The organism is Candidatus Villigracilis vicinus, assembly GCF_016702885.1.
Classification (GTDB): domain Bacteria; phylum Chloroflexota; class Anaerolineae; order Anaerolineales; family Villigracilaceae; genus Villigracilis; species Villigracilis vicinus.
In genome coordinates, this window is record NZ_JADJDD010000030.1 from 304541 (window position 1) to 329180 (window position 24640).

Genomic DNA, 24640 nt, shown 5'->3' on the forward strand with positions numbered 1-24640 from the left:
TTTTTTAACAAACCTACTTACAAACATACTCTTCCAACAACGCTCCAATTTCTGCAGCAGGAGCGAACTTCGAATCAGACCGATGCAGCGCCGTACAGACCTGCTCATTGAAAAACGTATTTGCTGCCGTCTGTTGCAGGATGTTTTCCAACCTGTCGGCATTGCCTGTCATGGCATATGCCTGCACAAACGGAAACCACTCCACCTGATCTTGAGGCGCCAGCCCAAGGGCAAAAGCCTCATCGCCTAAACGCGCAGCATTCGTCCAGTCCGCCGACTGAACAGCCAGGTCGACTTTCTCAAAATAATAACACCATCCACGCTCGGGCTCCCTTCCAAACGCATAAGCAGGCAGAATGGGAACTTCTTCTGCAACACGGATGGAATCAACCCTGGAATATTCAAAAAGGCTGCGAAGCGCTTCAGGGTCATTTGCCGAAACGACAAAATTCTCACCATCCACAACACGCACACATGAGAACGAGGTGGGCTGGGTCAGCACCATGATATCGGCATATTGAACGACCATTTCATGCGTTCGATAGCCTTCGATCTTCTTCGGCTTTTGCGCCAGGATCGCTTCAACATTGTCTTGTGTGGGCATCAAAGTGGAGGCGAAATAACGGATGGGGTCCTCCTGCCGCGGCTCGGGGAAATAGATCAGGTTCAGGGCTTCAGGTAAACCGAGGGGATTATCCACAACTCTCTCGTATGGATACCGGGTCACCAGGGTGGCATCCGGCTGAAGCCCGGGAATGCGCCAGGATGCCTGCCACCAGAAGGTTTCGAGGGAGTTCTCCAACACCAGCGTCCGCTCGGCAATGAGCGAATGGGTCAATGCAGAAGCGGTGATAAAAACCGAAAACAAGATATATTGCAGCCGTCCTGACGGGAAGATACAGATCACCCCGCCCAGCAAAATGGCGGCGGCAAGAGAAACTGGAAGTCCATAATGAGAGTAGATGCTCAAGTTGATAAAACGCCCAAAGGCGATCACAGGAATGACCCCGAACAAAAGGGAGAGCCCGCCCAACAACAATGCCTCACGTGCCATCATCTGTGACGCCTCCGGTGCAACCAAGCCTCCACGCCTCAGCCAAAGATAACCAGCCAGTGTCACAAGAAGCACTACTGCCCCCGTCAGAATGACACCCAACAACGGAACATCAAATCTAAAATCCATCAGACGCAGATATGGCTGACGGAACCAGGCATGCACGCCTGCATTCATAATGCTGTTATAAAAATCAGCACCCATTTCCGTCAGATAGCCAAGCGGAGAGGTTTTAAATTTTTCCACATGCAAACCGATATCAGTGGCTTGGCGGTCACTCTCGAACAGAAACACCCGCCAGAACACAAATCCCAGCGACACCACCAAGTACGGCAGCCACGCCTTGAGTACGGCAGACACCCGCCGTACGAATGGTCCTTCCATGCCATGTGAGATAAACAAATAAATACACAAAAAACGAAAGACTTCAGCACCGATGGCATAGTCTACGAGTGCAATGTACGCCCAGCCCGTCAGAGTAGCGCCAAGCAGATAAAGCGCTTTTGGCAAGAGCCCGGCAGAGCGGATCGAGAGCAGGGTAAAAAATACAGAAAATACCTGTAAAGCAAGGCTGACCGCCATGGGTTGATATTCGATCGCACTGACCCACCAGGAATACCCCGGGTAGAGAATGAATAGAATGGCTATCAAAAAATTATTGCGACGACCGCCTGACCAGATCACATTCAAAAGCCAATACGCCCCAACCCCGGCAATCAGGCGCCACAAATAAGCGCCCAAATGATAAGGCAGCGGGTGGGGACCGAACACTGAAAAGAAGACATTAAAAAAATAACCGCGAATGGGACGATCCACGCTGAACATCGAGTGGAATATTTTTGGTCCTGCCACGACCCCGTCATAAACATAATACCAATCATCCAGATAATAGGTCAGGCGGAAGGCATACGGCAAAAACACAACCGCAGATATCAGGAATATAAAAAGCACATCGGGAGAAAAATATTTTTTAATAGAAGACATGGTCAGGTTGTGAAAATGAAGCGCGGCGGGTTCAATTCGAACCACGGCAGTAATCCTCGGCAAGGATCGTGCGTACATCTTCGCTCAAAGGCTGTTGGATCCCGCTCAACAGTTCACATGCTTGCAGCCGGACGGATTTTTCGCCGACTACACGTTTGGCAAGTTGTTTCAAGGTTTCTGCATCACTGGTGATGGCGTAACCTTTCAGAAAGGGCAGCCACTCCACACGGTCTTCAGGGCTGAGTTCAAGTGCAATGGCTTCATCACCCAGCACAGCAACCTTTTCCCAGTCGCCAGTTTGCGCGGCCAGATCCGCCGCCTGGAAATAACTGCACCAGCCGCGTTCCGGCTCATTGCCATAAATATATCCCGGCGGCACAGCATGGTCTGCATCCACGATCACATTCTCGATCCTCGACTGCGGTGCAACCAATGAAAGATTCACAGGATCATATTCAGAGATCAATGGCTGAGCGCCATATATAACATGCACACACGAGTTCAAGGTTGGCTGGCTCAAAACCAACACATTACTGTAATCCAATGTATACGTATGACTGCGATAGCCTGACTCAACAACCTGGGCACCTTCCAAAATACCGGGCAAGTTCTCGCTGTTCAGGGTCAACCCTGAGAGTGGATAATGCACAGGGATTTCACTGGTCGGCTCAGGAAAATAGATCACATTCGCGGCTTCCATGAGTGCGAACCCGCCGCTGCCGATCCCAGGCAATGGGTAATGGATCACCAATGTCGTACCAGGGCGAAGTGCGGGCACGCGCCAACTCACCTGCCACCAAAATTCCTGCAACGCCGCTTCCTCTGTCGCTGCCATTGTCGCGATCCCAAAATGCGCAAGTACAGCAAATGCGACGACCGCATATAACACGCCCTTGCGCACCTGTGGAAGGGAAATGATCTCAACCACACCTGCCATGAAAACTGCCGCCGCCAGCGAAGCAGGCAACCCATAATGCGAGAAACCTGAAATATTGATATATCGATTCGCCATGATGACCGGTAGAATGCCGAGGAGCATCCCCCGCCCACCCAACATCAACGCCTCTTTCATGACCCGATCCTGCAAGCCAGCCCCAACCTTTGACTCCGCTGAACGGCTTATCTGCCTCTCTACAAAGACGACAAGTAGAACTGCAATGACGGCAAGCAATAGCCCCAAGGCGGTATCACGCAGACGCATCGCCTGTACGAACGCCGGGAATTGATTGATCCACGCCAGTACACTAAGGTTCAATAAACTGTTATAAGACTGAAAGAGCCAATCGATGGTTGTACCTGCCGGATTGTCGAGGAACACGCTTAATTGCCCGCCAATATCAGTTGCTTTACGTTCATTGGTAAAGAAGAAGGCGCGCCAAAAAACGAAGCCAAAGGGAACAAGCAGTGTCCATGCCCAGGCTTTGGCAGAGGCAAACAAACGCTGCCAGAATAAGTTCTGAGAATTACGGTTGACCAGCAAATACACAGCAATGAAGCGGAAGGCTTCCATGCCAATTGCATAATCTACAAGGGCGATATAAATCCAGCCGGTGAAGATCGAAGCGAAAAAATAGGCGGCTTTTTCAAAATTCTTTTGAGATTCGATCGCCTTCAGAGTAAAGGCAATCGATAAGACCTGCAAAGCAAGGCTGGCGATCATTGGCTGGTATTCGATGGCGCTGATCCACCAGAAATACCCAGGATAGATCGCGAATAAAAGCGCGGCAATAAAATTGAATCTTCGGTTATCGCGCCAAAGGGTATTGAAGATTCCCAACGCGCCAAGGGCGCTTAATCCGCGCCAGAGAAAAGCGCCCAGGTGCCAGGGCAACGGATTCGCGCCGAACCACGTGAAATACAGATCAAAGAAAAAACCACGCGCAGGGCGATCAATGCGAAACATTTCATGAAAGACCTTCGCCCCCGCCATCATGCCATCGTAAATGTAATACCAGTCATCCTGAAAATACGTCAAACGCCCAATGTACGGTAAATACACAATGGCGGATATGAGTAGGAGAAATAGGATTTCGGGAAAAGTTTTTTTCTTCATGTATGATTGTCGATGTACGTCTCACACATTACGATTTACGGACTACGATCAACGGATATTGCCCGTTCTCAGCAAAGAACGTGGGGAAGATGCCCTCAAGCCAGAACACAAATTTGAGGAAGGTTCGCCCGCCAAAAGGACGTACGAACCAGCGCATGATGCGTGTGCTCATGCTGCGCCAGGGCTTGATCTCCACGGTCATCTTCGAACCGATCTCTTTTTTGAACCATTCGGGAGTCATCTTCTGAACGAAAGTACCGGCGGGGTCTTCCTCGTTAAGCCATTCCTTCTTTTTCTTTTCAGAACGACCCGATAGTTTGCGCATCAAACCGATAAGCGGCTCTGCCATGCGGATCAACAACGGGTTGTGCCAACCATTGACAATGGCAGCCGTCCGGCTGGGTGCAAGTACGCGGTGGATTTCCGCATAGGCTTTCGGATGTTCCGGCAGGGCAAGGTGATGGATGGCATGCATCGAAACCGCGCCATCGAAGGCATCCTTTTTGAAGGGCAGGTTTGCCAGGTCACCGACGACAAATAAGCCGTGGTCGCCAATACGGGTACGTGCCTCGCGCAGGGCTTGGATGGAAATATCCAAACAAACGCGTTTTTCGTAACCTGCCGAATAGGTCTTGTACTCTTCATACTGGACGGGACCAGACCCGGCGTCAAGAATGAAGCGCCCGGTAGGGATGAGCCCATTCATCACGCGTAGGCGTGTCTTATGGATATATTCGCGTGAGACTGGGCGCAAGTCTTCGTAACGGGCATTCTGATAATTGCCGTCATTTTCCTGCATCCAACCGATCTCATCATAAAATTCGCGGACTTTTTGTTTGGTGTCTGTCATTGTTAATCTCTACCATCCGTTCTTTCTTCTTTCCTCTTTCGTTTACAGGAAAGAAGAAAGAGGAAAGAAATTAATTTTCCCAACGAAACGGCTCGCCCACCAAAAATTCAAACGTATCTTTGAATTGAGCCATGCCTTCAGTACTCAATACTTTGTCGAGCGGCCATACTTCCAAATCATCCCAGAAGTTCATCAAGCGCCAGGGAAATGGGCGCGGGTATTCGAAGAAGAAACGATAGGCATAATTCCAGGCGAATTCGACCTGCTTTTCGTTCATTTGATGAGCTGAAATATCGCCAAGGACTTTTTCAAGGGTGGCGTAGTATTCATCCCACGTATTCGGGTCGATGGTGATGCCGCGCCCGCGATAATGGGTTTGTCCGCACGAGATGACAGGCCGTCCATTCATTGCCGTTTCCAGCCCAACCGTGGTGGTATAGGCTAAACCAACATCTGCGATCTCAATCAGGTCATAGGTGTTGATCTTATCCAATGCGCCGATGACATGAATATGATTCGGCAGGTCAGGCAGTGCCTCACGGACAACCGTTCCCATGGACTTGGCTTGCGGCACCAATTTTTCGCCGGGGTGAACACGGATGACCAGTTGTATATCCGTTCGCTTTGCAAAATATTGAACCGTCTTTGTGATCCACTCGGTCATGGAAGAGGCGAAGATGTCGCGCCCAAGGGTGAGGCTATCACCCAGAACATTTGCGGCAAGCATTACCACGGGGCGGTCATCAAGATTGAGCATCTTGCGAGTCTCCGCCGCCCCTTGCGAAGAGATGTATTGCCATAGTCGTTTCGATTTTCCCCAGACACGGGCGCCGCGGCGGGCATTTTCCAGGTCCGCTACGCGCTCGAACATCGCATCGGTGACTGGCAATCCGCAGCGCGCATTGACGAGGTAATCCGTCTCCTGCTGCATAATGGATGAATTTTGCGCCAGCCAGATCTGTTCGCGTTGGTCGTTAAATTCGTAGGTAACGGCATCAATGCCAAGGTAGCGTGCCACACGGAAAACAATTCCCATTTCGAGGATCAAACCATTGGGGATCAGCACCACATCGGGCTTATTTGTTTGCATCCAATCGAGGGCGGACTTGGCGGCAAAGGTGTTACGTTCAACACGCAGTTCATACAACGCACGGTCACCCGCATCGTTCATGTCCACTTCTTCGCGCATAAGCGTGTACTGAACATCCCAAAGAGAGATCTCTTTGATGTCTGCCAGGATCTTCTCAGGCAGGGCAGCGTGCTGAACCGCACGCAGAGTCCCATGTGCTGCACGGGATGACGATTGCATATCCAGCATCGAAACATGCTTCACCAATGGTGCAAGCATCTTCAATGTATCGTGCGTATGCAATATCCGTTGGCGTTGGGTGAATTTATCTTTTTCTTTGTGCCACTCGGAATAAGGGAGGGTCAGCAGTGTAACGTCATGTCCTAGTCCGGCAAGCGCCAAGCCAAGATAAGCGGACTGCTCGATCCAGTAATGAAGCGTGGCAAAGAATAAAACCTTCTTACCCGGCTTCGCACTCTGCGCGAATGGACGAACCGCATCCATCGCCGCAGGTAATGAGGTTTGCAGACGCGTCAGATTGTAGTGATCCTTACGCGGACGTTTTTTCGACCGGAGCATCCAGTCGATCTCAGCTGTGAGGGGCAGGTCGCCCAAAAATTCTCGGAGGGGGTTTGATTTCGCCATGTGGTAAATAGTAAATGGTAAATGGTAATTACGAATCACCAATTACCATTTACCTGTTATCCAATCTTTTCGATTTTCCACGCAAGTCTTGGTCGCACAGGTCCTACGCGCGGCTCTGCCCATTGTGTACCAGGCGCGCCGGAAATATCCACATTGAACGCTAAAGCATTCTCATCCATGAAATAACGGCGTACACCAAACGAGCTGGCATTCACGCCCACGGTGTAACGGCTGTCGTTAAAAATATCGGCGGGGATTTCCGCACGACTGATGTAATGACCCGCAGTACGCGAATCAAATTTATCGTAGAGCGCCGGGTCATCTGTATCGAAGGAGGCAAAAACATATTCGCCGCGCATGGTGCTGACGTAAATCCCGATCCGTAAACCGGTAATGGGCGCATCGAGTTTATATTCAAATTCAAGTGTGACGGGTTCAGTCGAGCGGACGGTATCGACAACCTTCCCGCCTCTTTCTTTAACCTTCAAACTGATCGGCGTAAATGGCACACTCGCCGCTGGAACCTCGTCTGCCTCCCAAGTGCGTTCGCCTGCCTGCGACTGTCCGAAGGAAAGATAGTAATCGACGGCTTCCTGGGTGGGTCCACGCATAATGAGCTGACCTTTGTTCAAGACTACAGCTTCTTGTGTGAGGCGCAAAATGGCAGACATGTTATGGCTGACGAACAAGACCGTGCGTCCCTGCTGTGCCACATCGCCCATTTTGCCGATACATTTCTTTTGGAATTCGGCATCACCCACTGCGAGGACTTCATCCACCACGAGGATCTCAGGTTCAAGATGCGCGGCAACTGCAAAAGCAAGGCGCAAATACATGCCTGATGAATAACGTTTGACAGGCGTATCAATATATTGTGTGACTTCAGAAAAGTCCACGATCTCATCAAACTTGGAGTCAATCTCAGAGCGGCGCATGCCAAGGATGGCGCCATTCATGTAAATATTCTCGCGCCCGGTCAACTCAGGGTGAAAGCCGGTGCCCACTTCGAGCAGGGAGCCAACACGTCCACGTACAGTGACAGTGCCTGTGGTCGGTTCGGTAACGCGGGAAAGGATCTTGAGCAAGGTACTTTTGCCCGCGCCATTCCGCCCGACAATGCCGAGAACTTTACCTTCTTCGAGGTCGAAGGAGACATCCTTCAACGCCCAAACATAATTTTGATTCTGGCGGCGGTCTGACTTGCCGATCATCGCTTTCGCCAGACGAATAGGCGCCGAGACCGTATCCACGATCACATCACGCAGCATGTTATAGCGGAATTTCGTCTCCGCCGCGCCGATCTTGTATTGCTTGCCAATGTTTTTTACTGAAATCGCTGTTGTCATAAACTCTCATTCCCGTCATTGCGAGGGCGATGCTCTTTCGCCCGAAGCAATCCCATGAAATAATCATAAGATTGCTTCGTCGGGCTATCGCCCTCCTCGCAATGACGGTTAACTAGATCGTATCTGCAAAAGTTTTTTCCATGCTTCTAAAATAGAAAAGCCCGGAGATAAAGATCAAAATCGAAATTGCAACTGAGACCCAAAGCGAGAGATCGGGTCCGTTGCCGGTGCCGAGCAATGCCCAGCGGAATCCGTTAACTACGCCTGCCATTGGGTTCATCGAATACACGACCTGCCATTTTTCCGAGATCACAGAGGCGGAATAAGCCACGGGTGTAGCAAACAGCCAAAACTGAGTCAGAAACGGGAGGGCTTGGTTTACATCCCGATATTGAACGTTGATCGCAGAAAGCCAAAGTGCCACACCGAGAGCAGTCACAATGGCAAGTAACAAAAAGAGCGGAAGGGTCCAGAGCAAATGCCAGGCGGGCGTGACTTGATAGTAGAACATCAAGATCACGAGAATAACGAAGGCGATGGCAAAATCGACCAAGCCCGCAAAAACAGAAGACATCGGCAGGATCAGACGCGGGAAGTAGATCTTCGTCACCATGTTGTTGTGTGCCACCAGTGAACGGCTGCCCTGATTAAGCGCAGTGACAAATAGCCCCCACGGAAGCAGCGCGGCGAAAGCAAAGACAGGGTAGGGAATGCCTTCGGTGGGAAGTTTGGCGACCCTGCCAAAAAGGAAGGAAAAGACCAGCATGGTCATCACAGGTTGAATAACCGCCCATGCCATGCCCAGCAAAGTCTGCTTATATTTCACTTTTACATCGCGCCAAACCATGAAGAAGATCAGTTCACGGTAAATCCAAAGGTCACGCAGGTTAAGAGACGCCAGACCTTTGGAGGGTTTGATGTAAACGGTATGAGGTTCGTGTTTTGTGAGTTCAGTCATTTTCTACCTTCGTCATTGCGAGGAGGGTGCTCTTTGCCCGACGAAGCAATCTCACATTTACACATGAGATTGCTTCGGGCGACGAACAAGAGCGCCCACACAATGACGTTACTTGATCTTGTCTCGATTGGCTTTAAACCATTCAATGGTACGTTTCATGCCTTCTTCGAAAGATACTTGCGCGCTCCAGTTGAAGAGTTCTTTTGCACGGCTGACGTCAAGTCCGCGGCGGGGCTGACCATTGGGCTTATCCGTCTGCCAGACGATCTTACCGGGGAAGTTCGTCATTTTCACGACCAATTCGGTGAGGTCTTTGATGGAAATCTCGTAGCCTGAGCCAAGGTTAACTGGCAGGTCACCGTTGTAATTTTCGGCAGCAGTAATGATGCCATCCGCGGCATCTTCCACGTATAGGAATTCGCGGGTGGGAGAACCATCGCCCCAGGCGGGCATTTCCTTGTCGCCGCGCTCACTGGCTTCCACTGCCTTGCGAATGAGCGCGGGGATCACATGCGAAGTTTGCAAATTAAAGTTATCTCGTGGACCATAGAGATTCACCGGCAACAGGTAAATGGCATTGAAACCATATTGTTGACGATAGGTCTGTGCTTGCACAAGCATCATTTTCTTGGCAAGCCCATAAGGAGCATTGGTCTCTTCGGGGTAGCCGTCCCATATGGCGTCTTCTTTGAATGGGACTGGTGTGAATTTGGGGTAGGCACACACCGTGCCGGTAGCGACGAACTTACCGACGCCGTGCTTATATGCCTGGTGCATCAGTTCTACGCCCATGATCATGTTGTCGTAAAAGAACTCCGCAGGGTGTTCACGGTTCGCACCAATTCCGCCTACATTGGCGGCGAGATGAATAATGACCACATTCTTCGAGTCAACACCTTTAAGCGCATCCACATACAGACGTTCGATGGCTTCACGTTGGGTCAGGTCGTAATCTTTCTTGCGCGGGATAAAGATATCTGTCGCGCCGCGTTCCTTTAGTTTTTCCACCACGAACGAGCCCAGAAATCCGCCGCCGCCGGTGACGATCACACGTTTATTTTTCCAAAAATTTTCTGCCATAGAGTCTCCATTTTGTTCTTCATTACAAGCACAAAGCTCCCTGCAGTAAAGCTCTGCAAGATAAGCCCATGCAATGAAAAAATATTATTGAACAATAAATTGGGCGTTTCTATACCTGTCATCAGTAGGGTTACGGATCAGCCCAGATTTCAAGGCAAATAGAACTTCGCGCACACCGTCATCCACAGTAAGGGTGGTTTCGAAATTGAGAACACGCTTGATCTTCTCAAAAGAAACTGTAATATCGCGCATATCGCCGCCGAAGGACATATCTTTGTATTCGACGATGGTTTCCGGCATGCGTTTTAATACGTAGTTGACAATGTCATTTTTTGAGTAATTGCCGTTATCGGTGCCAAGGTTGAAAACCTGCCGGCGGATCTTATCCTGTTCAGCTTCGAGTCCCATGATAATGCCACGCACCACATCGCGGATGTGAACGAATGAGCGCGAGTATCCACGCTGGTAAATGATAAGCTGTCGTTTGGTGAAAGCCTCAAGCACGAATTGATTGACAATGAGATCGAAACGAGTGCGGGGGGAAACGCCATATAAAGTTGCAAAGCGAAAAAGGAGCGGAGTGCAGGCGGTATCCTTTTGTGCCAGTAGATATTCCTCCGCTGCGATTTTGGTCTCGGCATACAAAGATTGAGGGTTAAGGGGCGTCTCTTCGGTAACGGGTTTGCCATCTTCAGACAGACCATAATTGCTATAAGTGGATGCAAACACGAATCGTTCCACACCCAGGTCTGCTGCCTGCGCATAAACCAATTTCGTCGCTTCGACGTTATATTTCCAAGCGACCTGTTTACCAACAGCCTGACAGGCTGGAAAACCAACAATACCTGCAAGATGGATCAAAGCGTCCGGCTTTTGCCAGTCTCTTTTAACCGCATCTCGCACAGCGCGTGGTTCGGTCACATCAGATTTGATGAAATGGAAGTTGGGGTGACTCATATAGGGCAGGATACTTTCGCCGCCAAAGAGCAATGAGTCAAGGAGTGTGACCCGGTAATTTTGCCGAAGCAGTTCCGAGGTCAGGAGAGATCCGATGTAGCCTGCTCCGCCTGTAATAAGGATATGACGATGCGTCATTCCAAGCCTTCCAATCGGATCTTATATCCGTCTAAAACAAGAGCGGGTGCAGATTTATCGTTCACGACGGTGATGCCTTGTTCAATGCAGGTCAGTTTGCAGATATCCGCCACATCACCGGAACCAACGATGCGCACGCGATCGAAACCGGCTTTCTCGACCTTGATGAGATAATCCTTTACACGTTGGCGGGTGCGGCGATAGACGGAAAATGAACGTTCCACATAATCTACCGCGAGGCGGGCGCGTAGGGCGAGTCCTTCTGGCGTGATGATATAGCGCAGTTTCTTACGTTCAGCACGAGCAACCTTCACCGCGCCTTTTGCAATGAGGCGCTTTAAATGCCAATTTACCGTGCCAACCGCTACGCCCAGTTGAGTGGCAAGTGCGGATTGGTTGACATCGGGGTCATTTTCGATCTGCTCGAGAAGGGTGAGTTCCCGAATTTCTTCGTTTGTAGATTCAACAGTCATGCTTTATAATTCCAAAATTCAGTCACTGAATTATAACCCGGAATCAAGCAAGGTCAAGCCGGGCATTTTATTCCGCAATTCGCCCTCCAACGCAGCACAAAACCGTAACATACTAATATAAAAATGAGCCAAACATATGAATTCTAAACCTATGCTCAATGAAGCCGAAATAGAATACAAAAAAAAACGCAGCAGCCATTGGGATCGTATCGCAAAGAAACGTGAAACCTGGCGAGGTATGGGGGCTAGTATCACAAACGCCTAATCGAATATTATCGATTTCTTGTGAACCCCAATCAACGCATCTTGGAGATCGGTTGCAGGCTCGGAAGTTAATTGCCCGCCTGCAACCCTTACATGGTGTAGGCGTGGATTTTTCATCAGAAATGATCGTGCCAAAAGTCGCCACCGAGATCGAATTTCATTATCTGGATGTCCATGATCTAAGCAGCCTTGAAGGAAAATTTGATGTGATCATCTTTTCAGATACGGTTAATGATCTGTGGGATGTTCAACGCGCATTGGAACAGACAAAAAAATTCTGCAAACCACACACCCGCCTGATCCTAAATTTTTACAGTCACCTTTGGCAGTTTCCACTTAACATAGCCCAAAGCCTTAATATGGCTGTTCCTATGCTCCACCAGAACTGGCTTACGATTGAAGACGTACCCCAATAAACACTGCTTAAAGCTTGCCGGTTATGGAAAGATTCCTTACTTGGAAGAAATCCAGCCCAACCCTTGGTGGATTCGCCAACCGTTACCTTGTAAGGCTCTGGCCCTTCCGCGAATTAGCACTGTCTAATTTTATGGTCGCGCGTCCTGCACCCCAACCGGTAGAAAGACCAAGCGTTTCCGTCGTTGTTGCGGCACGCAATGAAGAAGGCAACATCAAGAACATTTACGAACGTGTTCCGCGCATGGGATCCAAAACAGAATTGATCTTTGTAGAGGGACATTCTCGCGACAAAACATACGAAACTATCGAAAAAGAGATGGCGCTTCACCCTGATACCCCCAGTATGCTCTTTCGTCAGCCAGGCATTGGCAAAGCAGACGCAATCCGCCTCGGCTTTGAGAAAGCCTCTGGCGATATTCTTATGATCCTGGATGCTGACCTGACCGTTCCGCCAGAAGACCTGCCCCGATTTTATGAAGCCATCGCATCCGGCAAGGGTGAATTCATCAATGGAGTGCGCCTCGTTTACCCAATGGAAAAAGAAGCCATGCGCACATTGAACTTCCTTGGCAACAAGTTCTTTAGCCTGGCTTTTTCCTGGCTATTGGGTCAATCTATAAAAGATACGCTTTGCGGGACCAAGGTAATGTGGCGAAAAGACTACGAAGAGATTGCCGCCAACCGTTCCTATTTTTGCGATTTCGACCCCTTCGGTGATTTCGACCTCATTTTCGGCGCAACAAAACTCAACCTGAAGATCGTGGACCTTCCCATCCGGTATCGCGAACGCACCTACGGAACCACGAATATCTCCCGCTGGAAGCATGGATTATTATTGTTCCGCATGGTTGCATTCGCCGCTCAAAGAATCAAATTCGTTTAACTCATGAATCTTCACTGGATTTCACCATGATCACGTCTGGACATAATTAGATGGGGACAACACACACTACGACAAACAGCTCTCTGGAACCAACAAGTCTATACTGACCTATATCGAACGATGCAAAAAAACGCAGTCAGGCAACCGGATAACCGTGGAACTGGAGCGGGTACACGAAGTCATGCCGATGTGCCTTTTTGGCGGTTGAAAATGCGTATTGTCTTTCTTTCAAAGACCTTGATCTCAACCTGTTAATGGTGGATGTTTTCATCACTACGATACGGCACTGTGAAGAATTCTTGCGATCCTTGTGCCGCGGACGTTTATCATGCTGACGGCTTAATGCTCTTGGAATGTTGATCTATGGCTTGCTGCATGTCGAACCATTGGTCATGCTAAAAATATTTCATGGTTCGCTGAGGGTTGGCAAAGGCACGAAATGGATTACTATGCGGCGCAGGGCAATGCACCCAAATTTTCGTGCAAAAATGGACAACTGAGCATGGAAGATCCGATACTAAACGAATAGCGCTGGAGCGCTTCAGGCGGCTATTCAGCAACTCTACCGCTGGGTCCGTTAATAAAATCTCTTGAACGCGCCTTCCCTATCTTATTTACCACCCGGTTACTGATCGTCCTGAAAAAATGAACATGCAAGTGTTACTTGTAAGTTCATTTTAAAACCGCGTCAGCTTATTTCGGCTGGCTGGCGATGACATAGATAAGCGTCACCGCATCCACGGCTTCATCGCCAATCTTGAACTCTGCAAGGATATTCCCTTGCACTTTACGGAATTCATCGACGAGTCTTTCCAATACAGTAAATTCAACCTTCGAAAAATTCGCATCGAACACACGTTTGTAATCGTTCCAACGATAACGGTTCAAATTACTAGTCGGGTTGAGGAAATTCTTCCAAACACCCTCGGGAAATTTTAGCATCTCGAATGGGTATTTAAAGAAATGATCGCGCAGATCCACAAAATGCAGATGGATGCCTTGCGGCGCAGTCAACTTTGCCAACGCTTTTGTGATTCCCGGCACATCATCCAAATGTTCAAAGACCGAAGTACTGAGGATAATATCCACTTGCGAAACCTGTCTTTGGATGACGTCTTCACGGATATCGCCGTGAAGCAACGTAATAAATTCGCCGCGCGGCTGGACCTCGTCCCCCTCCACTTTCAGGTACTGTCCATACGCCGAAAGCAATTCTCGGTTACGTTCCGTATCCAGCAGCACAAAATGATCACACAAAACTACATGCGCTGCGCCTCGCTTGAGCAGGTCCACGCCGACAGCAAAACGTCCACCGTACCCAAAGACTAGTACGCGCTTTCCAGCGATGGAAACACTCTGTGCAGACAATGTGTCTACATAGCGTGCAGAAGCGGAAAATGGGTCTGTAGATTCAAGCCCGGGTTTAATGATCCAGCGTCGTTTGAGGAGGAAGCGGGCAAGTCCCTCAGGCATGAAGTGGCGTAAAAGTCGTAGGAAAAGATAACGAAGATTCATAGGGTTTATTGATTTGGGTTTCTCGGTGGAATGTACTGCGAACAATCATCCGGCACAGGTTTGGGGACTAACAGCATCACATTAACTTCTTTATACGTCTGAATTTCTTGATAATAACAAAGCACGGGAATGGAAACCCATTCCACCCAGGCATTGTTCTCTTCGCCGAACTCAAAGGTGCTGTCTTTGACGGGAGTCCGTAATGGCTCGGTGACAATGAGGGAAAAGCGCTGAGCAGTGATGTCGCGATAGAAGGAGGAATAATATTCATAATTTGTGCTTAACGCCTCATTCATCAAGACTTTTTTCTCATATTCCGGAATAAAATGGTCGACATTTATATAACCAAATGTCAGTAATTGACGCTGATCCATAAAGAGGACATCACCATTCGGTTGCGCCTCATCCACAACTTCCTGGATTTCCTTCAATGCAATATTGACCGTTTCGCTATTCGGCAGCATATCAAACGCCTTGCCGTCCTTCTCATCCGTTAATGCCAGCAAGGTATTCATCTCATCGCCATGATCATGTGAGCGTAGTTGTCGCGCAGGTGTAATGGCAGGGATAACCATTGCTGCTATCAAGGTCATTCTGACCCATACAGGCATTTCGTTCTTCATCACAACATCTCTGCCACCATTGACCCACGCAATGAATACGGTGAATGCCATGCCGATCAGGAACATATCCATATTATGCAAATCACCGCCACCGCCGATCTTGGTACTGGCAACCAAACCCACTCCAAGAAAAGCAAGCAAAGGTCCGGCAATGGCAAGTTTTTGCCAGAGGTTCAATATCCATTTCTTCGAAGCAGAAAGCCAGATTAAAAATATCGCCACAGGCAGAACCGCGATTACCAACCCAAGCAAAATGCCAGTACCATACGTTGGGTTAGGCAGCAATCGATACCATAGGAGCGGTTGGTCTGTTACAGCATATGCAACAAAATCAGAAGTGACACCTATACTGGTGATCTGCTCCGTTATATCTACAGCAACAGGTGTTACAGCGGGAACGGAGGCGATCATAATCAATGGCACTAGTTTCGGAAGAACAAATCCACCAAAAGCACCTGACAGTCCTAAAGTGATGGCGCGAACCCAATGGGCACGATCCAACTTCCCGTTAAATAAAGAGACACCTGCTAATTCGAGCATCCCAATCCATAAACCGGGAGCGAATAACCAAGTGAATCGGCTTGTTTGAGCATAATATCCAGCGTAGATGATCAACGGAATAGCGACCCACAATGGTTTGCGCCAAAGAAAAACTGTGAGAGCGGCAGCAAGAACCAGCGGCGAATGAATGGGTCCCTGCCGCAAGAACAGAAAGACCCACAACATCATCAAGAGCCAAACCCTTGCATTCTTTTCAGCAACGATATAAGCAGCAAGCCCCACGAAAAAATATGGGATGATGAGCGTAAGCCCAATCCACAAGCGGACAATTTCGATATTGACATCCGAGAACAGAAACGGAAGCCCGCCCACGAACATGCGTGCTTGATCAAGCAGAACGTAAATGTCCTGATTATCAGCAATACCGTACCGATCACGCCCGAAACGAATCGAGTAGTCCCAAATACGATTGCCTTCAGACCACCCTAACGAAAACGGATAGTCTGTGACGCCTTGCAAGGACACAGCGACGGTGAATATACTCGAAGCCAGTATTAGTGCAGCAAGAAATGGTTTCCAATCAATCAGTTTATATTCTTGTGTCATCAAAAAGGCGATGAACAGAACGGTCAACGCCCACAACAGTATGCGGAAATATATTCCATCAAATACAATGCCCCACATTGTGCGCTGCAAGAACCACGCCGGAAATATAAGGAACAAGATCACCAACAACCAGCGTATAAATGAAGATCGATCTCGAAGCTTAATTATTTTTTGAAATACAGTAAGAAATTTTTCTCGGTCCAAAACCAACACCCCAAGACCGATATATGCAGCAGCACAAAATAAGACAAAAAATGCAAAGAGCGCCAACCATTTCGGCGAAAACAACCCAATCGCCTTACCCGTGCCCCATGCCACATTGTAAAATTCGATGCACGCGCCGACAAAGATCCAAGCGGCAACAGTAATCGTGATGATCTTTCCAAAATCAATAGACGAACGCTTCATCCTTTAGCCTCTGCTTAATCACGCTTACCCGGCTTTTTCTGTGCTCAAGCCGTGTTCAATCACTTGCAAATATGATTCGCACATACGGTTTGTTGTGTAGGAACTTAAGACCCGTTCCCGCGCCGCCTTGCCCATACGCTGACGGTCTTCAGGCGAGCGGAGCAATTGTAATATAGCCTGCGCCAGTTCTAAGGGAGACTCAAGCGGCACTAATAGCCCATGTTCACCGGGTTGGACGACCTCATCCACACCTTCCACCTGCGTGGCAATGACGGGAAGCCCCGCCATCATCCCCTCAAGTAATGCCATGGGAAGACCTTCCCATCGCGAAGGCAGAACAAATACATCCGAAGCAGCAAGCAGTTCCGGAATCTCATCCCATTGTCCCAGCAATTTGACTTTATCGTTCAAACCCAACTTTTCGATCTGTGCCGTTAATTCACCCTGCAACGGACCTGCTCCGCAGATTCCTGCAACAACATGGTCACTTTCCCGCACCACAATAGACATGGCTTCCACCAGGAACTCATGTCCCTTTTCGTACACCAAACGCCCCACTGCTACAAAAAAAACATCGTCAATCTGCAGCCCAAGTTTTTTGCGCACAGCCGCCCGATCAATGTGTTGGATATCAAATGGCATGATTGCGTTATAGATGGTTGTGATCTTTTGCGGGTTCACACCCACCTCAACTGCATTATTTTTTGTCCGTGCTGAGGAAGCAACCAGGGTTTGGATTACACCACGATTAACAAGAAACGTATGCAAATTCTCCCGCCATGCAGACATACCGCGAATTTCACCTAGATGTGTCCCAACGCGGGAGCGAATTCCTACCAGCCAGGCAAGCGGGAGGCCTAATACATTGCTGTCATGAGTGAATGTGATGATAGCATCGAATTTCCCGTGTTTGAAAATACGCCATAATTTGAACAAACCAGTAAGCAGCCTGGGCAGGCTGCGAAATCCACCTGCTTTTTTATCGAAAGCTTCAAGGTTATAAATCTCGAAAGGATAAGTGTTCGCCCATTTTTTATGAAGGTTATCGCGGTCATAAAAAAACACAACAGTAACCCGATGCCCCTGAGAGCGAAACCAGAGTGCCTGCTCCAGCAGAAGTTTCTGCGCTCCTCCAACCGCCATTTGGGTGCCAAGCAAGATAATGGACAATGACTTCATCGTTCGCCTACGATCACGCTTTCAAAGAACGCCAGCCGATCTTCTTCTTTTTTAGACTGATCCAAATACGGCGCTACTGCATAAAAATCCAGGCGTTTGCCCATCATTGCAAAAGCAAAATTTCGGACTTGCTCTGCATACGTCGTAAGATTATCTTCTGTATTTGGAATTTGCAGGACAGTCGGCAGATTGAGGTCACTCAGGTCGGTATCATAATAGCCAAGCAGTAAAGGCAAGCCGTATAAAACTGCTTCACGCACTTTGAGCGGACAAGCTTCTTGCATGTTCTTTCGATGCAAAGCCAGCGTGCCGCAGGCTACATCCGTCTTCACCAAAACTTCTCGAATCTGAGCATACGTCAAATAGCCATGCATGATCACGTTCGCAGGTATGGGCTGTTCCACATCTGTGGGTGAATAACCAACAATATTCACGAATACATCCGGGTTCGCCTGAGCAAAGCGAATAAGTTTATCCACGCCATGCCAATTCATGCCAGGGGAACCGACCAATGTGAGAACAGGTTTTATATTCTCAGGAGGCGGCAAAACATCAACAGAGTCAACATTCACACCATTGGAAATGATGGCAGTTGCTTGATCCTTTTTTAGCGGGTAAATTCGTGCCAACTCCTGGGTAGGGGCGATCACTCCGGCAGCAAGGGAAAATGTAAGTCCGCGTGTGAGGCGGTTCAACCAATAAAAGAATTTTCCACGCGTAGAATATTCCACCCGATCATCCGAATTCACTTCCAACACTGTTGGTGCGATTTTGAAAAGTTTATGGAGGGGATACGAGTACAGCCCAAATCGAAGATAGATTATATCCGGCTGGTAAATCCGGACCGCATCAAGCATCCGAATCAACCCCAAGGCGCGGTTTGCTTCGCGTTTCAGGAGATTGGTCTTTGCATCGAAGATAAATTGACGTTCTTCAGAAAAGGGAATCGTATCAGGAGTAAGGCTGAATAAAACAACTTGATGCCCCGCTTTGCGCCATAGATCAAGTTGCGTTTTTATTTTTTTTCCCACACCACCCCGCATCAACTCCGGGGCAATATGAATGGTGATATAAGCAATGCGCATTATTTAAACCAGCTAACAACCTTCTTTACAAAAGGCACCAATTTCAACACGAATGGTCGATTCATAAAATGTCCATAAGAGGGATAATCCCAATAGCTCTTTACTGTAGATTTCATCAGAACGGAAAACGCCTCTTCAGTAAACCCAAGCTTTTTGACAACATACTCGCGATCCTCCTCCTGCATGGAGGGAGAGTACGTCGGGATATTTAACTCCTCAAGTGCCTTCTCACGAGTAATCTCACCGGAGCAGATCAGGCTGGAAAGATGGCTGCGGCGTTTATCGAAACCAAATTTTTCAGGGAGGATAAAACCCTGGTAAAAACGTGTATAGATCGACTCATAATGCTTACCGCCATAATAGCGCCAGCCCAGCTCGTCTTGTAATATTTGCAGGGCTTTCCCTTTGTTATAGCCAATGTAGTTTAATATCTCAACACGCTTCTCGGTAAGCATCCGACGGTAATAAGTGAAAAAGCCATAATGCGGGAATGTTTTGAGTGGACGTATACCAAACACTCGATGCAATCCACGAATGTACTTCCAATCCTGATGTCCTTGCGACCATGCTCGCGGCAAATGCGATTCCGTACGGACATTCGTACCAAGAATGATGTACTTAACTCCGATCCTTTCCGCCATACGGCTTAAGACCGCATTAATGGCGTGATCGCTCGGAACCTCGGAATCAGGGGTGGATGCTTTTAAAAAAGCCGCCTGCAAATCTTTGAATTCTTCCCAATCGAGAACTTCAGTATACAGGTCAATATTAAGGCGTTTTAGAGTCTCTTCGATATTCTTGACAGCAAGCTCAGAATCCCAACCATTATCCACATGGATGGCAAGCGGACGCAAGCCATATTTTTTGACTTGATAGGCAACATACGTGCTATCTACCCCTCCACTGATGCCAATAATACAGTCGTATTGTTTACCCTGTCCATCGCGGCGGATCTTCTCCGCTATTCGTTGGAACTCACGCAAACCTTCTTCGCCATCTACGACGTATTGGCGCACCATACGATCGTACGTGTGGCAATGATTACACACACCATTCTCGTCAAACGTAATTTCAGGGTCGCTGGTGTCCATCACACAACGGGTACACATTCGATAGTCGGTCATTTAGATAAATTCCTTCAATTCTTTCGGGGTCGGGTAACTGATCAACACACCACGCAGCGGACCTTGGAAGACAAAGATGCTGCCAGCCGCTGCCGCAGAAGCGTGACCCTGTTTGATGACTTCGGAAACATGGGTTAAATTCCCGGCTCCTCCACAGGCGACGACTGGTACGCTCACTGCATCTGCCACCTTGCGGACGAGTTCAAGGTCGTAACCTTGCATTGTGCCGTCGCGGTCGATCGAGTTGATGAGTATCTCACCCACGCCCATCCGTTCCATTTCGACAGCGTGTTTCACCGGATCAAGCCCGGTCTTCTTCTGCCCACAATGCGCGAGGACCTCATATTTACCAAGCAGCCCCTTTTTCACATCCATCGAAACGACTGCCGCCTGGCTGCCCGCATGGTCCGCCACTTCACGCACCAGAGATGGGGTTTCCACAGCGGAGGTATTCATGATCAACTTTTCGATACCGATGCTGAGCAGTTTTTTCACATCATCCATTGAACGAATCCCGCCGCCATATGCCAATGGGATGAATGCTTCACTGGCTATATTCTTCAATAAATCAAACTGCGGGCCGCGTTTTTCAGGTGTGGCAGTGATATCTAATAGAACAAGTTCATCCACTTCTTTATCGTTGAAAATACGCACGATGTTGATCGGGTCGCCAAGATATTTCGGCTCTTTGAACTTGACTGTCTTGACCAAGCCCTGTCCCTTCAACAACAAGGCTGGAATTACTCTTGGTTTTATCATCGGATATTCTCCGCAAAATTTTTCAGTAAACGCATCCCAAAGCGATGACTTTTCTCAGGATGAAATTGCGTGCCCATGATGTTGCCGCGCCCTAAAATGGAGTGGATATTCACACCATATTCGGTTTCGGCAAGGACTGCATCGGTTTCCTTCGCCACAACATGATACGAATGAACAAAATAAAAACGCGACTCGGGATCCCAATCTGCCACGAGCGGATGCTCGCGCACGACATGCGCTTCATTCCAACCCATGTGCGGAACTTTGAGATGAGCGTTCTCACCATCGAACTTAAAGCGGACCGTTTCCGCATCGAACCAGCCCAAACCTGCTTCGCGTCCTTCTTCGCTGCCCTTGGTCATGAGTTGGAGTCCCACGCACAAACCAAGCACGGGAATTTTCTTTTCCAAAACAAGTTCACCTACTACGGGAACCAAACCCGTCTCATGAAATTTCCGCATTGCCGCATCGAAAGCGCCGACGCCGGGCAGGATCAACTTCTCGGCAGTTTTTATCACCGCCGGGTCAGATGAAGCAACAGCTTTTGCGCCAACTTTCTTGAACATGTTGACGATGGATCCAAGGTTTCCAACGCCATAATCTACAACGACGATCATGCGGCACTCACTTTCTCATTAAACATATTCAGCAATGATTGTGCCTGCACCAACCGCCATGCTTTGTGAATACGAGCCTTGTCATCGGTTTGGAAGGCGGCTTCAAGTCTGTGTTTACGCGCTTGCCATCCCAAAGAGAAGCTGATCTGAAATCGGCAGAAGCACGGCGTCTTTGATAAATTGATGCCCACGCGGGAGGTCCCAGCCTTCGTTGAGGTTTGGGAAACCCATTTTCTTGGTACGGATACGGATGGGATCTGGCAGGATGCCTTTCATCGCATCACGCAGAATGCGTTTGGTGTATCCACCGCCGATCTTATGCGCGGACGGAATGGCAAAGGCAAAGGTGACCAAACGCCAGTCCATGAACGGCGAGCGAACTTCAACTCCGTGCGCCATGGAGAGGCGGTCAAAGTCGCGCAGGTTCATGGGCAGGTGAGTGAAATGGAAATCAGTATAGAGCGTTTTGAAGAGTTCATCCCGCCCGGCGAGGCGAGGGGCATCTTGCTCCATTGCAGGCGTAGAGAAAGGCTTGGGTTGAGCAACCAGCCATGAAGTCCCGTTCGAGGCGGATTTTTTTCCAGTCAAACGATTTTTGATGGCGTTGATGTAAGTATCGAGTCCATGCGTCAAGCTCATGCTGTTGCGGATGAGAGCGAGTTCGGCATAACGCATCGGGTTGGCATCGCGCATAGCAGCGAAAACGTGCCAGGTGTAGCCGCCAAGTGCTTCATCGCCACCGTGACCATCGATGGTGACGACCACGCCGTTCTGACGCTGCATCTTGTGAACGAACCACGGACCGAGATGAATGTCGGAGAGTTCTTCGAATTGATAAAGGATCTCATTGAAATGTTCGAGGTACATATCCGCGTTCATTTCGCAGTAGATCGGGTTGACGCCGGTTTTCTTGATCACTTCATCGGCGTAATGACGCTCATCGATGACCTTGCCGGGCCATGTGCCGATGAATGCCTTCTGCCATTCATGCGCCATGCGCATGGTGGCATCGCCCGATTTGCGGATGTGGCTCATTGAAGAGAGAACTGAACTCGAATCCAAGCCGCCGCTCAAAGCAGTGCCGATGGGCACATCGCTGCGCATGCGAATGCGGCAGGCATCGAGAAATAACTCACGGTACTGTGCGACCTGGTCTTCGTATTTTTCAGGCACATTGGGAAGATGGTCGAGGGTATGCCACCAACGGCGGATCTTCATATCGCCATTCGCAGAAAGCGTGAGGCAATGACCACCCAATAAACGTTTGAGACCCTGAAACAAACAATCTTCTGCGCCTTCAACAAGTGTTGCATCTTCAAGCGAGTTGGCGAACACGGTCGGGTTGTATTCAGCACGGAAGTTTTCGAGCGCGAGAAGGCTTTCATCTCCGAAGCAAACGCGAAGCGTTTGCCATCAAAGGAATAGATCATCGGCTTCACACCAAAACGGTCACGCGACACAAAGAGTTTACGCTCGCGGCTATCCCAGATGGCACATGCCCACATGCCGTTGAGCCTGAACTGAAAATCTTCCCCACTTATCGTATGCAGCCAGCACAACTTCTGTGTCTGATTCGGTCTTGAAAAGATAACCTAGACTTTCGAGTTCTTTTTTTAATTCCAAAGTTATAGATCTCGCCATTGAAGACGATCCAATAACGTCCATCCAGTAAGACATGGGCTGGTCGCCGGTGTTTCAAGTCGGTGGTGGCAAGCGCCGGTGACCAAACCAAGTTGGCGGATTCTTCGATGTGAATATCCCAGCCGTCGGGTCCGCGATGAGCGAGTTGATTTGTAAAACGGATCAACTCTTCACGATTGACTGGTCTGCCGTCCAGATTCCAAAATCCAGTAATGCCACACATAAAGATCTATTGCTTCCTTATCTCTACCAATTTTTGGGCAAACGCCTCAAAGTTGGTCGTTTCATTATATCGTTCCTGCCAAACCTCGCGGCTGCCTTTACGCTTCTCCAACCATGCTTCACGCTGGTCACAGACACTCAAAAGCGCGTCGGCAATTTCATCGGGTGTGGGGTTCTCGCTGAGCAGAAATCCATTCTTCTCCCGGACAACTTCCACATTACCACCCACTGATGTAGCAATAACTGGAGATGCCGCAACTGACAGCTTCCATCATGGCAACGGAGGTCCCTTCGGTGTAGCTGACATTGAGGAAAACATCCACAGGTTTGGAGAGATAGGTATGGATCAACTCCTGTTGACTTTGATAGCCGGGGGAATCCGTTGGCATTGACAGGAAATTCTGCAACACCTGCCGAGAGTGTATTGCCTTCGATCTCTTTCCACCGCCAAAAGTGACCATTATTCATCTGCGCAGGTCGTTTTGCAGCAGCAATCACGCTATCAAACAATAGTCAATACGTTAATGACGTAAAAATTGGAGCGGAAACCATTCGTAATACCATTTTCTGAAGGTTTGGAAAGCCTCCCGGGTTTGCACCAAACAGAAGGCTGCTTCGTATTTTTCTTGGAACTGGGGATGTTTTTCCGTAGATAATTTGTGCCAACTTCCAGAAACGGGAATAAACGATCCATTAACTCAATGGCTCGCGGACGGCACGGCTAATCCCCATAGAGTTCTTCATACAGGTCATAACCATGTGCACGGGAATCACCCTCAAGAGGTTGAGTTTCTTTTAAAGGACTAACCCCATTGTGAGTTCATCAAACCAGAAAGTATTGCAAATCACTTCGCTTGCCGACACGTGATTAGTTTTTAACCAGTTTTGCATCCATTTGCGGGTTAGGTTGGCACCTGCCACAAAGGAAAAAACTCTCCGAAGATAGGCAAGCTTAAGCGAGGAAGGCAGGCGATGCTTGATATCAAGATAAAAATCTTTCGAGAAAATGCCGGCACTTTCCAAAAGCCGCATGCCAAGTGTAAAGTCTCTGCAAAACTTGTGTCCACCCACACCTCAGGGTGGGAAGTAAATTCCCCTTCGCAATGCGCGGGATAAGGATGACACGTTCGAACCGCCTGTGGAGAATCTCCACTTCACCTTTGAGAAAGGTCTGTTCGGTTGCGTAGTC

General features: G+C 48.9%; 23 protein-coding genes. 2 read left to right on the forward strand and 21 right to left on the reverse strand.

The genetic code is table 11. The annotated features are described in order from the left end of the window. Nucleotides 1–13: 13 nt before the first annotated feature. The 9 genes from IPG80_RS22350 to IPG80_RS22390 form a co-directional block, all read right to left on the reverse strand. Nucleotides 14–2083 (reverse strand): hypothetical protein, encoded by a 2070-nt coding sequence (locus IPG80_RS22350; protein ID WP_345112171.1) that lies wholly within the window; start codon nt 2081–2083, stop codon nt 14–16. Then, nucleotides 2070–4091 (reverse strand): hypothetical protein, encoded by a 2022-nt coding sequence (locus IPG80_RS22355; protein ID WP_345112174.1) that lies wholly within the window; start codon nt 4089–4091, stop codon nt 2070–2072. The genes IPG80_RS22350 and IPG80_RS22355 overlap by 14 nt, the downstream gene beginning before the upstream one ends. 28 nt (nt 4092–4119) lie before the next feature. After that, nucleotides 4120–4941, reverse strand: a complete 822-nt coding sequence (locus IPG80_RS22360; RefSeq protein ID WP_345112177.1) for a methyltransferase domain-containing protein — start codon at nt 4939–4941, stop codon at nt 4120–4122. 70 nt (nt 4942–5011) lie between these two features. Next, nucleotides 5012–6655: a hypothetical protein gene (locus tag IPG80_RS22365; protein WP_345112180.1), complete on the reverse strand. Its 1644-nt coding sequence runs from the start codon at nt 6653–6655 to the stop codon at nt 5012–5014. 56 nt (nt 6656–6711) lie between these two features. Further along, a complete protein-coding gene (locus tag IPG80_RS22370) occupies nt 6712–8001 on the reverse strand; it encodes an ABC transporter ATP-binding protein (protein ID WP_345112183.1) in 1290 nt (429 codons plus the stop codon). Nucleotides 8002–8113: 112 nt separating this feature from the next. Beyond that, the gene (locus IPG80_RS22375) at nt 8114–8959 is read right to left on the reverse strand and encodes an ABC transporter permease (RefSeq protein ID WP_345112186.1); all 846 of its coding nucleotides are present in this window, start codon (nt 8957–8959) and stop codon (nt 8114–8116) included. Between the two features lie 108 nt (nt 8960–9067). Continuing rightward, entirely contained in the window at nt 9068–10039 is a 972-nt protein-coding gene (locus tag IPG80_RS22380; protein WP_345112190.1) for a GDP-L-fucose synthase, read from the reverse strand. A gap of 84 nt (nt 10040–10123) precedes the next feature. Further along, the gene (locus tag IPG80_RS22385) at nt 10124–11134 is read right to left on the reverse strand and encodes an NAD(P)-dependent oxidoreductase (protein ID WP_345112193.1); all 1011 of its coding nucleotides are present in this window, start codon (nt 11132–11134) and stop codon (nt 10124–10126) included. Continuing rightward, on the reverse strand, nt 11131–11607 hold the full coding sequence (locus IPG80_RS22390) for a winged helix-turn-helix domain-containing protein (RefSeq protein WP_345112196.1): 477 nt from the start codon (nt 11605–11607) through the stop codon (nt 11131–11133). Before IPG80_RS22390 ends, IPG80_RS22385 begins: the two co-directional genes overlap by 4 nt. 317 nt (nt 11608–11924) lie before the next feature. On the opposite strand from IPG80_RS22390, the gene IPG80_RS22395 reads away from it, so the two are divergent. Next, entirely contained in the window at nt 11925–12287 is a 363-nt protein-coding gene (locus IPG80_RS22395; protein ID WP_345112199.1) for a class I SAM-dependent methyltransferase, read from the forward strand. 23 nt (nt 12288–12310) lie between these two features. Next, nucleotides 12311–13171, forward strand: coding sequence for a glycosyltransferase family 2 protein (locus tag IPG80_RS22400; RefSeq protein ID WP_345112202.1), 861 nt, complete (start codon nt 12311–12313; stop codon nt 13169–13171). A gap of 693 nt (nt 13172–13864) precedes the next feature. On the opposite strand, the gene IPG80_RS22405 is transcribed toward IPG80_RS22400, so the two are convergent. From IPG80_RS22405 to IPG80_RS22460, 12 genes are all read right to left on the reverse strand, one after another. Continuing rightward, a complete protein-coding gene (locus IPG80_RS22405) occupies nt 13865–14686 on the reverse strand; it encodes a class I SAM-dependent methyltransferase (protein WP_345112204.1) in 822 nt (273 codons plus the stop codon). 5 nt (nt 14687–14691) lie between these two features. Further along, nucleotides 14692–16824, reverse strand: coding sequence for a hypothetical protein (locus IPG80_RS22410; protein WP_345112207.1), 2133 nt, complete (start codon nt 16822–16824; stop codon nt 14692–14694). Between the two features lie 24 nt (nt 16825–16848). Continuing rightward, entirely contained in the window at nt 16849–18003 is a 1155-nt protein-coding gene (locus tag IPG80_RS22415) for a glycosyltransferase (protein ID WP_345112209.1), read from the reverse strand. Continuing rightward, on the reverse strand, nt 18000–19088 hold the full coding sequence (locus tag IPG80_RS22420; protein ID WP_345112212.1) for a glycosyltransferase: 1089 nt from the start codon (nt 19086–19088) through the stop codon (nt 18000–18002). The genes IPG80_RS22415 and IPG80_RS22420 overlap by 4 nt, the downstream gene beginning before the upstream one ends. Continuing rightward, nucleotides 19088–20212, reverse strand: coding sequence for an N-acetyl sugar amidotransferase (locus IPG80_RS22425; RefSeq protein WP_345112216.1), 1125 nt, complete (start codon nt 20210–20212; stop codon nt 19088–19090). Before IPG80_RS22425 ends, IPG80_RS22420 begins: the two co-directional genes overlap by 1 nt. Next, nucleotides 20213–20971: an AglZ/HisF2 family acetamidino modification protein gene (locus IPG80_RS22430; protein ID WP_345112219.1), complete on the reverse strand. Its 759-nt coding sequence runs from the start codon at nt 20969–20971 to the stop codon at nt 20213–20215. Continuing rightward, a complete protein-coding gene (hisH, locus tag IPG80_RS22435) occupies nt 20968–21588 on the reverse strand; it encodes an imidazole glycerol phosphate synthase subunit HisH (RefSeq protein ID WP_345112222.1) in 621 nt (206 codons plus the stop codon). The genes IPG80_RS22430 and hisH overlap by 4 nt, the downstream gene beginning before the upstream one ends. A 114-nt stretch (nt 21589–21702) precedes the next feature. After that, on the reverse strand, nt 21703–22923 hold the full coding sequence (locus IPG80_RS22440) for an asparagine synthase-related protein (RefSeq protein WP_345112225.1): 1221 nt from the start codon (nt 22921–22923) through the stop codon (nt 21703–21705). 202 nt (nt 22924–23125) lie between these two features. Continuing rightward, entirely contained in the window at nt 23126–23452 is a 327-nt protein-coding gene (locus IPG80_RS22445) for a hypothetical protein (RefSeq protein WP_345112228.1), read from the reverse strand. Between the two features lie 6 nt (nt 23453–23458). Then, a complete protein-coding gene (locus IPG80_RS22450) occupies nt 23459–23668 on the reverse strand; it encodes a hypothetical protein (protein ID WP_345112230.1) in 210 nt (69 codons plus the stop codon). A gap of 1 nt (nt 23669) precedes the next feature. Next, nucleotides 23670–23840, reverse strand: coding sequence for a hypothetical protein (locus IPG80_RS22455; RefSeq protein WP_345112233.1), 171 nt, complete (start codon nt 23838–23840; stop codon nt 23670–23672). Nucleotides 23841–24246: 406 nt separating this feature from the next. Next, nucleotides 24247–24483: a hypothetical protein gene (locus IPG80_RS22460; protein ID WP_345112235.1), complete on the reverse strand. Its 237-nt coding sequence runs from the start codon at nt 24481–24483 to the stop codon at nt 24247–24249. Between the last annotated feature and the right edge of the window lie 157 nt (nt 24484–24640).

What these genes read in the sequence shown, in the direction of transcription:
- IPG80_RS22370 (WP_345112183.1), bottom strand. Translation starts at nt 8,001, where the DNA reads ATGACAACAGCGATTTCAGTAAAAAACATTGGCAAGCAATACAAGATC.
- IPG80_RS22365 (WP_345112180.1), bottom strand. Translation starts at nt 6,655, where the DNA reads ATGGCGAAATCAAACCCCCTCCGAGAATTTTTGGGCGACCTGCCCCTC.
- hisH (WP_345112222.1), bottom strand. Translation starts at nt 21,588, where the DNA reads ATGATCGTCGTTGTAGATTATGGCGTTGGAAACCTTGGATCCATCGTC.
- IPG80_RS22360 (WP_345112177.1), bottom strand. Translation starts at nt 4,941, where the DNA reads ATGACAGACACCAAACAAAAAGTCCGCGAATTTTATGATGAGATCGGT.
- IPG80_RS22455 (WP_345112233.1), bottom strand. Translation starts at nt 23,840, where the DNA reads ATGCCAACGGATTCCCCCGGCTATCAAAGTCAACAGGAGTTGATCCAT.
- IPG80_RS22380 (WP_345112190.1), bottom strand. Translation starts at nt 10,039, where the DNA reads ATGGCAGAAAATTTTTGGAAAAATAAACGTGTGATCGTCACCGGCGGC.
- IPG80_RS22400 (WP_345112202.1), top strand. Translation starts at nt 12,311, where the DNA reads ATGGAAAGATTCCTTACTTGGAAGAAATCCAGCCCAACCCTTGGTGGA.
- IPG80_RS22425 (WP_345112216.1), bottom strand. Translation starts at nt 20,212, where the DNA reads ATGACCGACTATCGAATGTGTACCCGTTGTGTGATGGACACCAGCGAC.
- IPG80_RS22355 (WP_345112174.1), bottom strand. Translation starts at nt 4,091, where the DNA reads ATGAAGAAAAAAACTTTTCCCGAAATCCTATTTCTCCTACTCATATCC.
- IPG80_RS22375 (WP_345112186.1), bottom strand. Translation starts at nt 8,959, where the DNA reads ATGACTGAACTCACAAAACACGAACCTCATACCGTTTACATCAAACCC.
- IPG80_RS22445 (WP_345112228.1), bottom strand. Translation starts at nt 23,452, where the DNA reads ATGTGTGGCATTACTGGATTTTGGAATCTGGACGGCAGACCAGTCAAT.
- IPG80_RS22415 (WP_345112209.1), bottom strand. Translation starts at nt 18,003, where the DNA reads ATGAAGTCATTGTCCATTATCTTGCTTGGCACCCAAATGGCGGTTGGA.
- IPG80_RS22410 (WP_345112207.1), bottom strand. Translation starts at nt 16,824, where the DNA reads ATGAAGCGTTCGTCTATTGATTTTGGAAAGATCATCACGATTACTGTT.
- IPG80_RS22420 (WP_345112212.1), bottom strand. Translation starts at nt 19,088, where the DNA reads ATGCGCATTGCTTATATCACCATTCATATTGCCCCGGAGTTGATGCGG.
- IPG80_RS22460 (WP_345112235.1), bottom strand. Translation starts at nt 24,483, where the DNA reads ATGCGGCTTTTGGAAAGTGCCGGCATTTTCTCGAAAGATTTTTATCTT.
- IPG80_RS22390 (WP_345112196.1), bottom strand. Translation starts at nt 11,607, where the DNA reads ATGACTGTTGAATCTACAAACGAAGAAATTCGGGAACTCACCCTTCTC.
- IPG80_RS22385 (WP_345112193.1), bottom strand. Translation starts at nt 11,134, where the DNA reads ATGACGCATCGTCATATCCTTATTACAGGCGGAGCAGGCTACATCGGA.
- IPG80_RS22405 (WP_345112204.1), bottom strand. Translation starts at nt 14,686, where the DNA reads ATGAATCTTCGTTATCTTTTCCTACGACTTTTACGCCACTTCATGCCT.
- IPG80_RS22430 (WP_345112219.1), bottom strand. Translation starts at nt 20,971, where the DNA reads ATGATAAAACCAAGAGTAATTCCAGCCTTGTTGTTGAAGGGACAGGGC.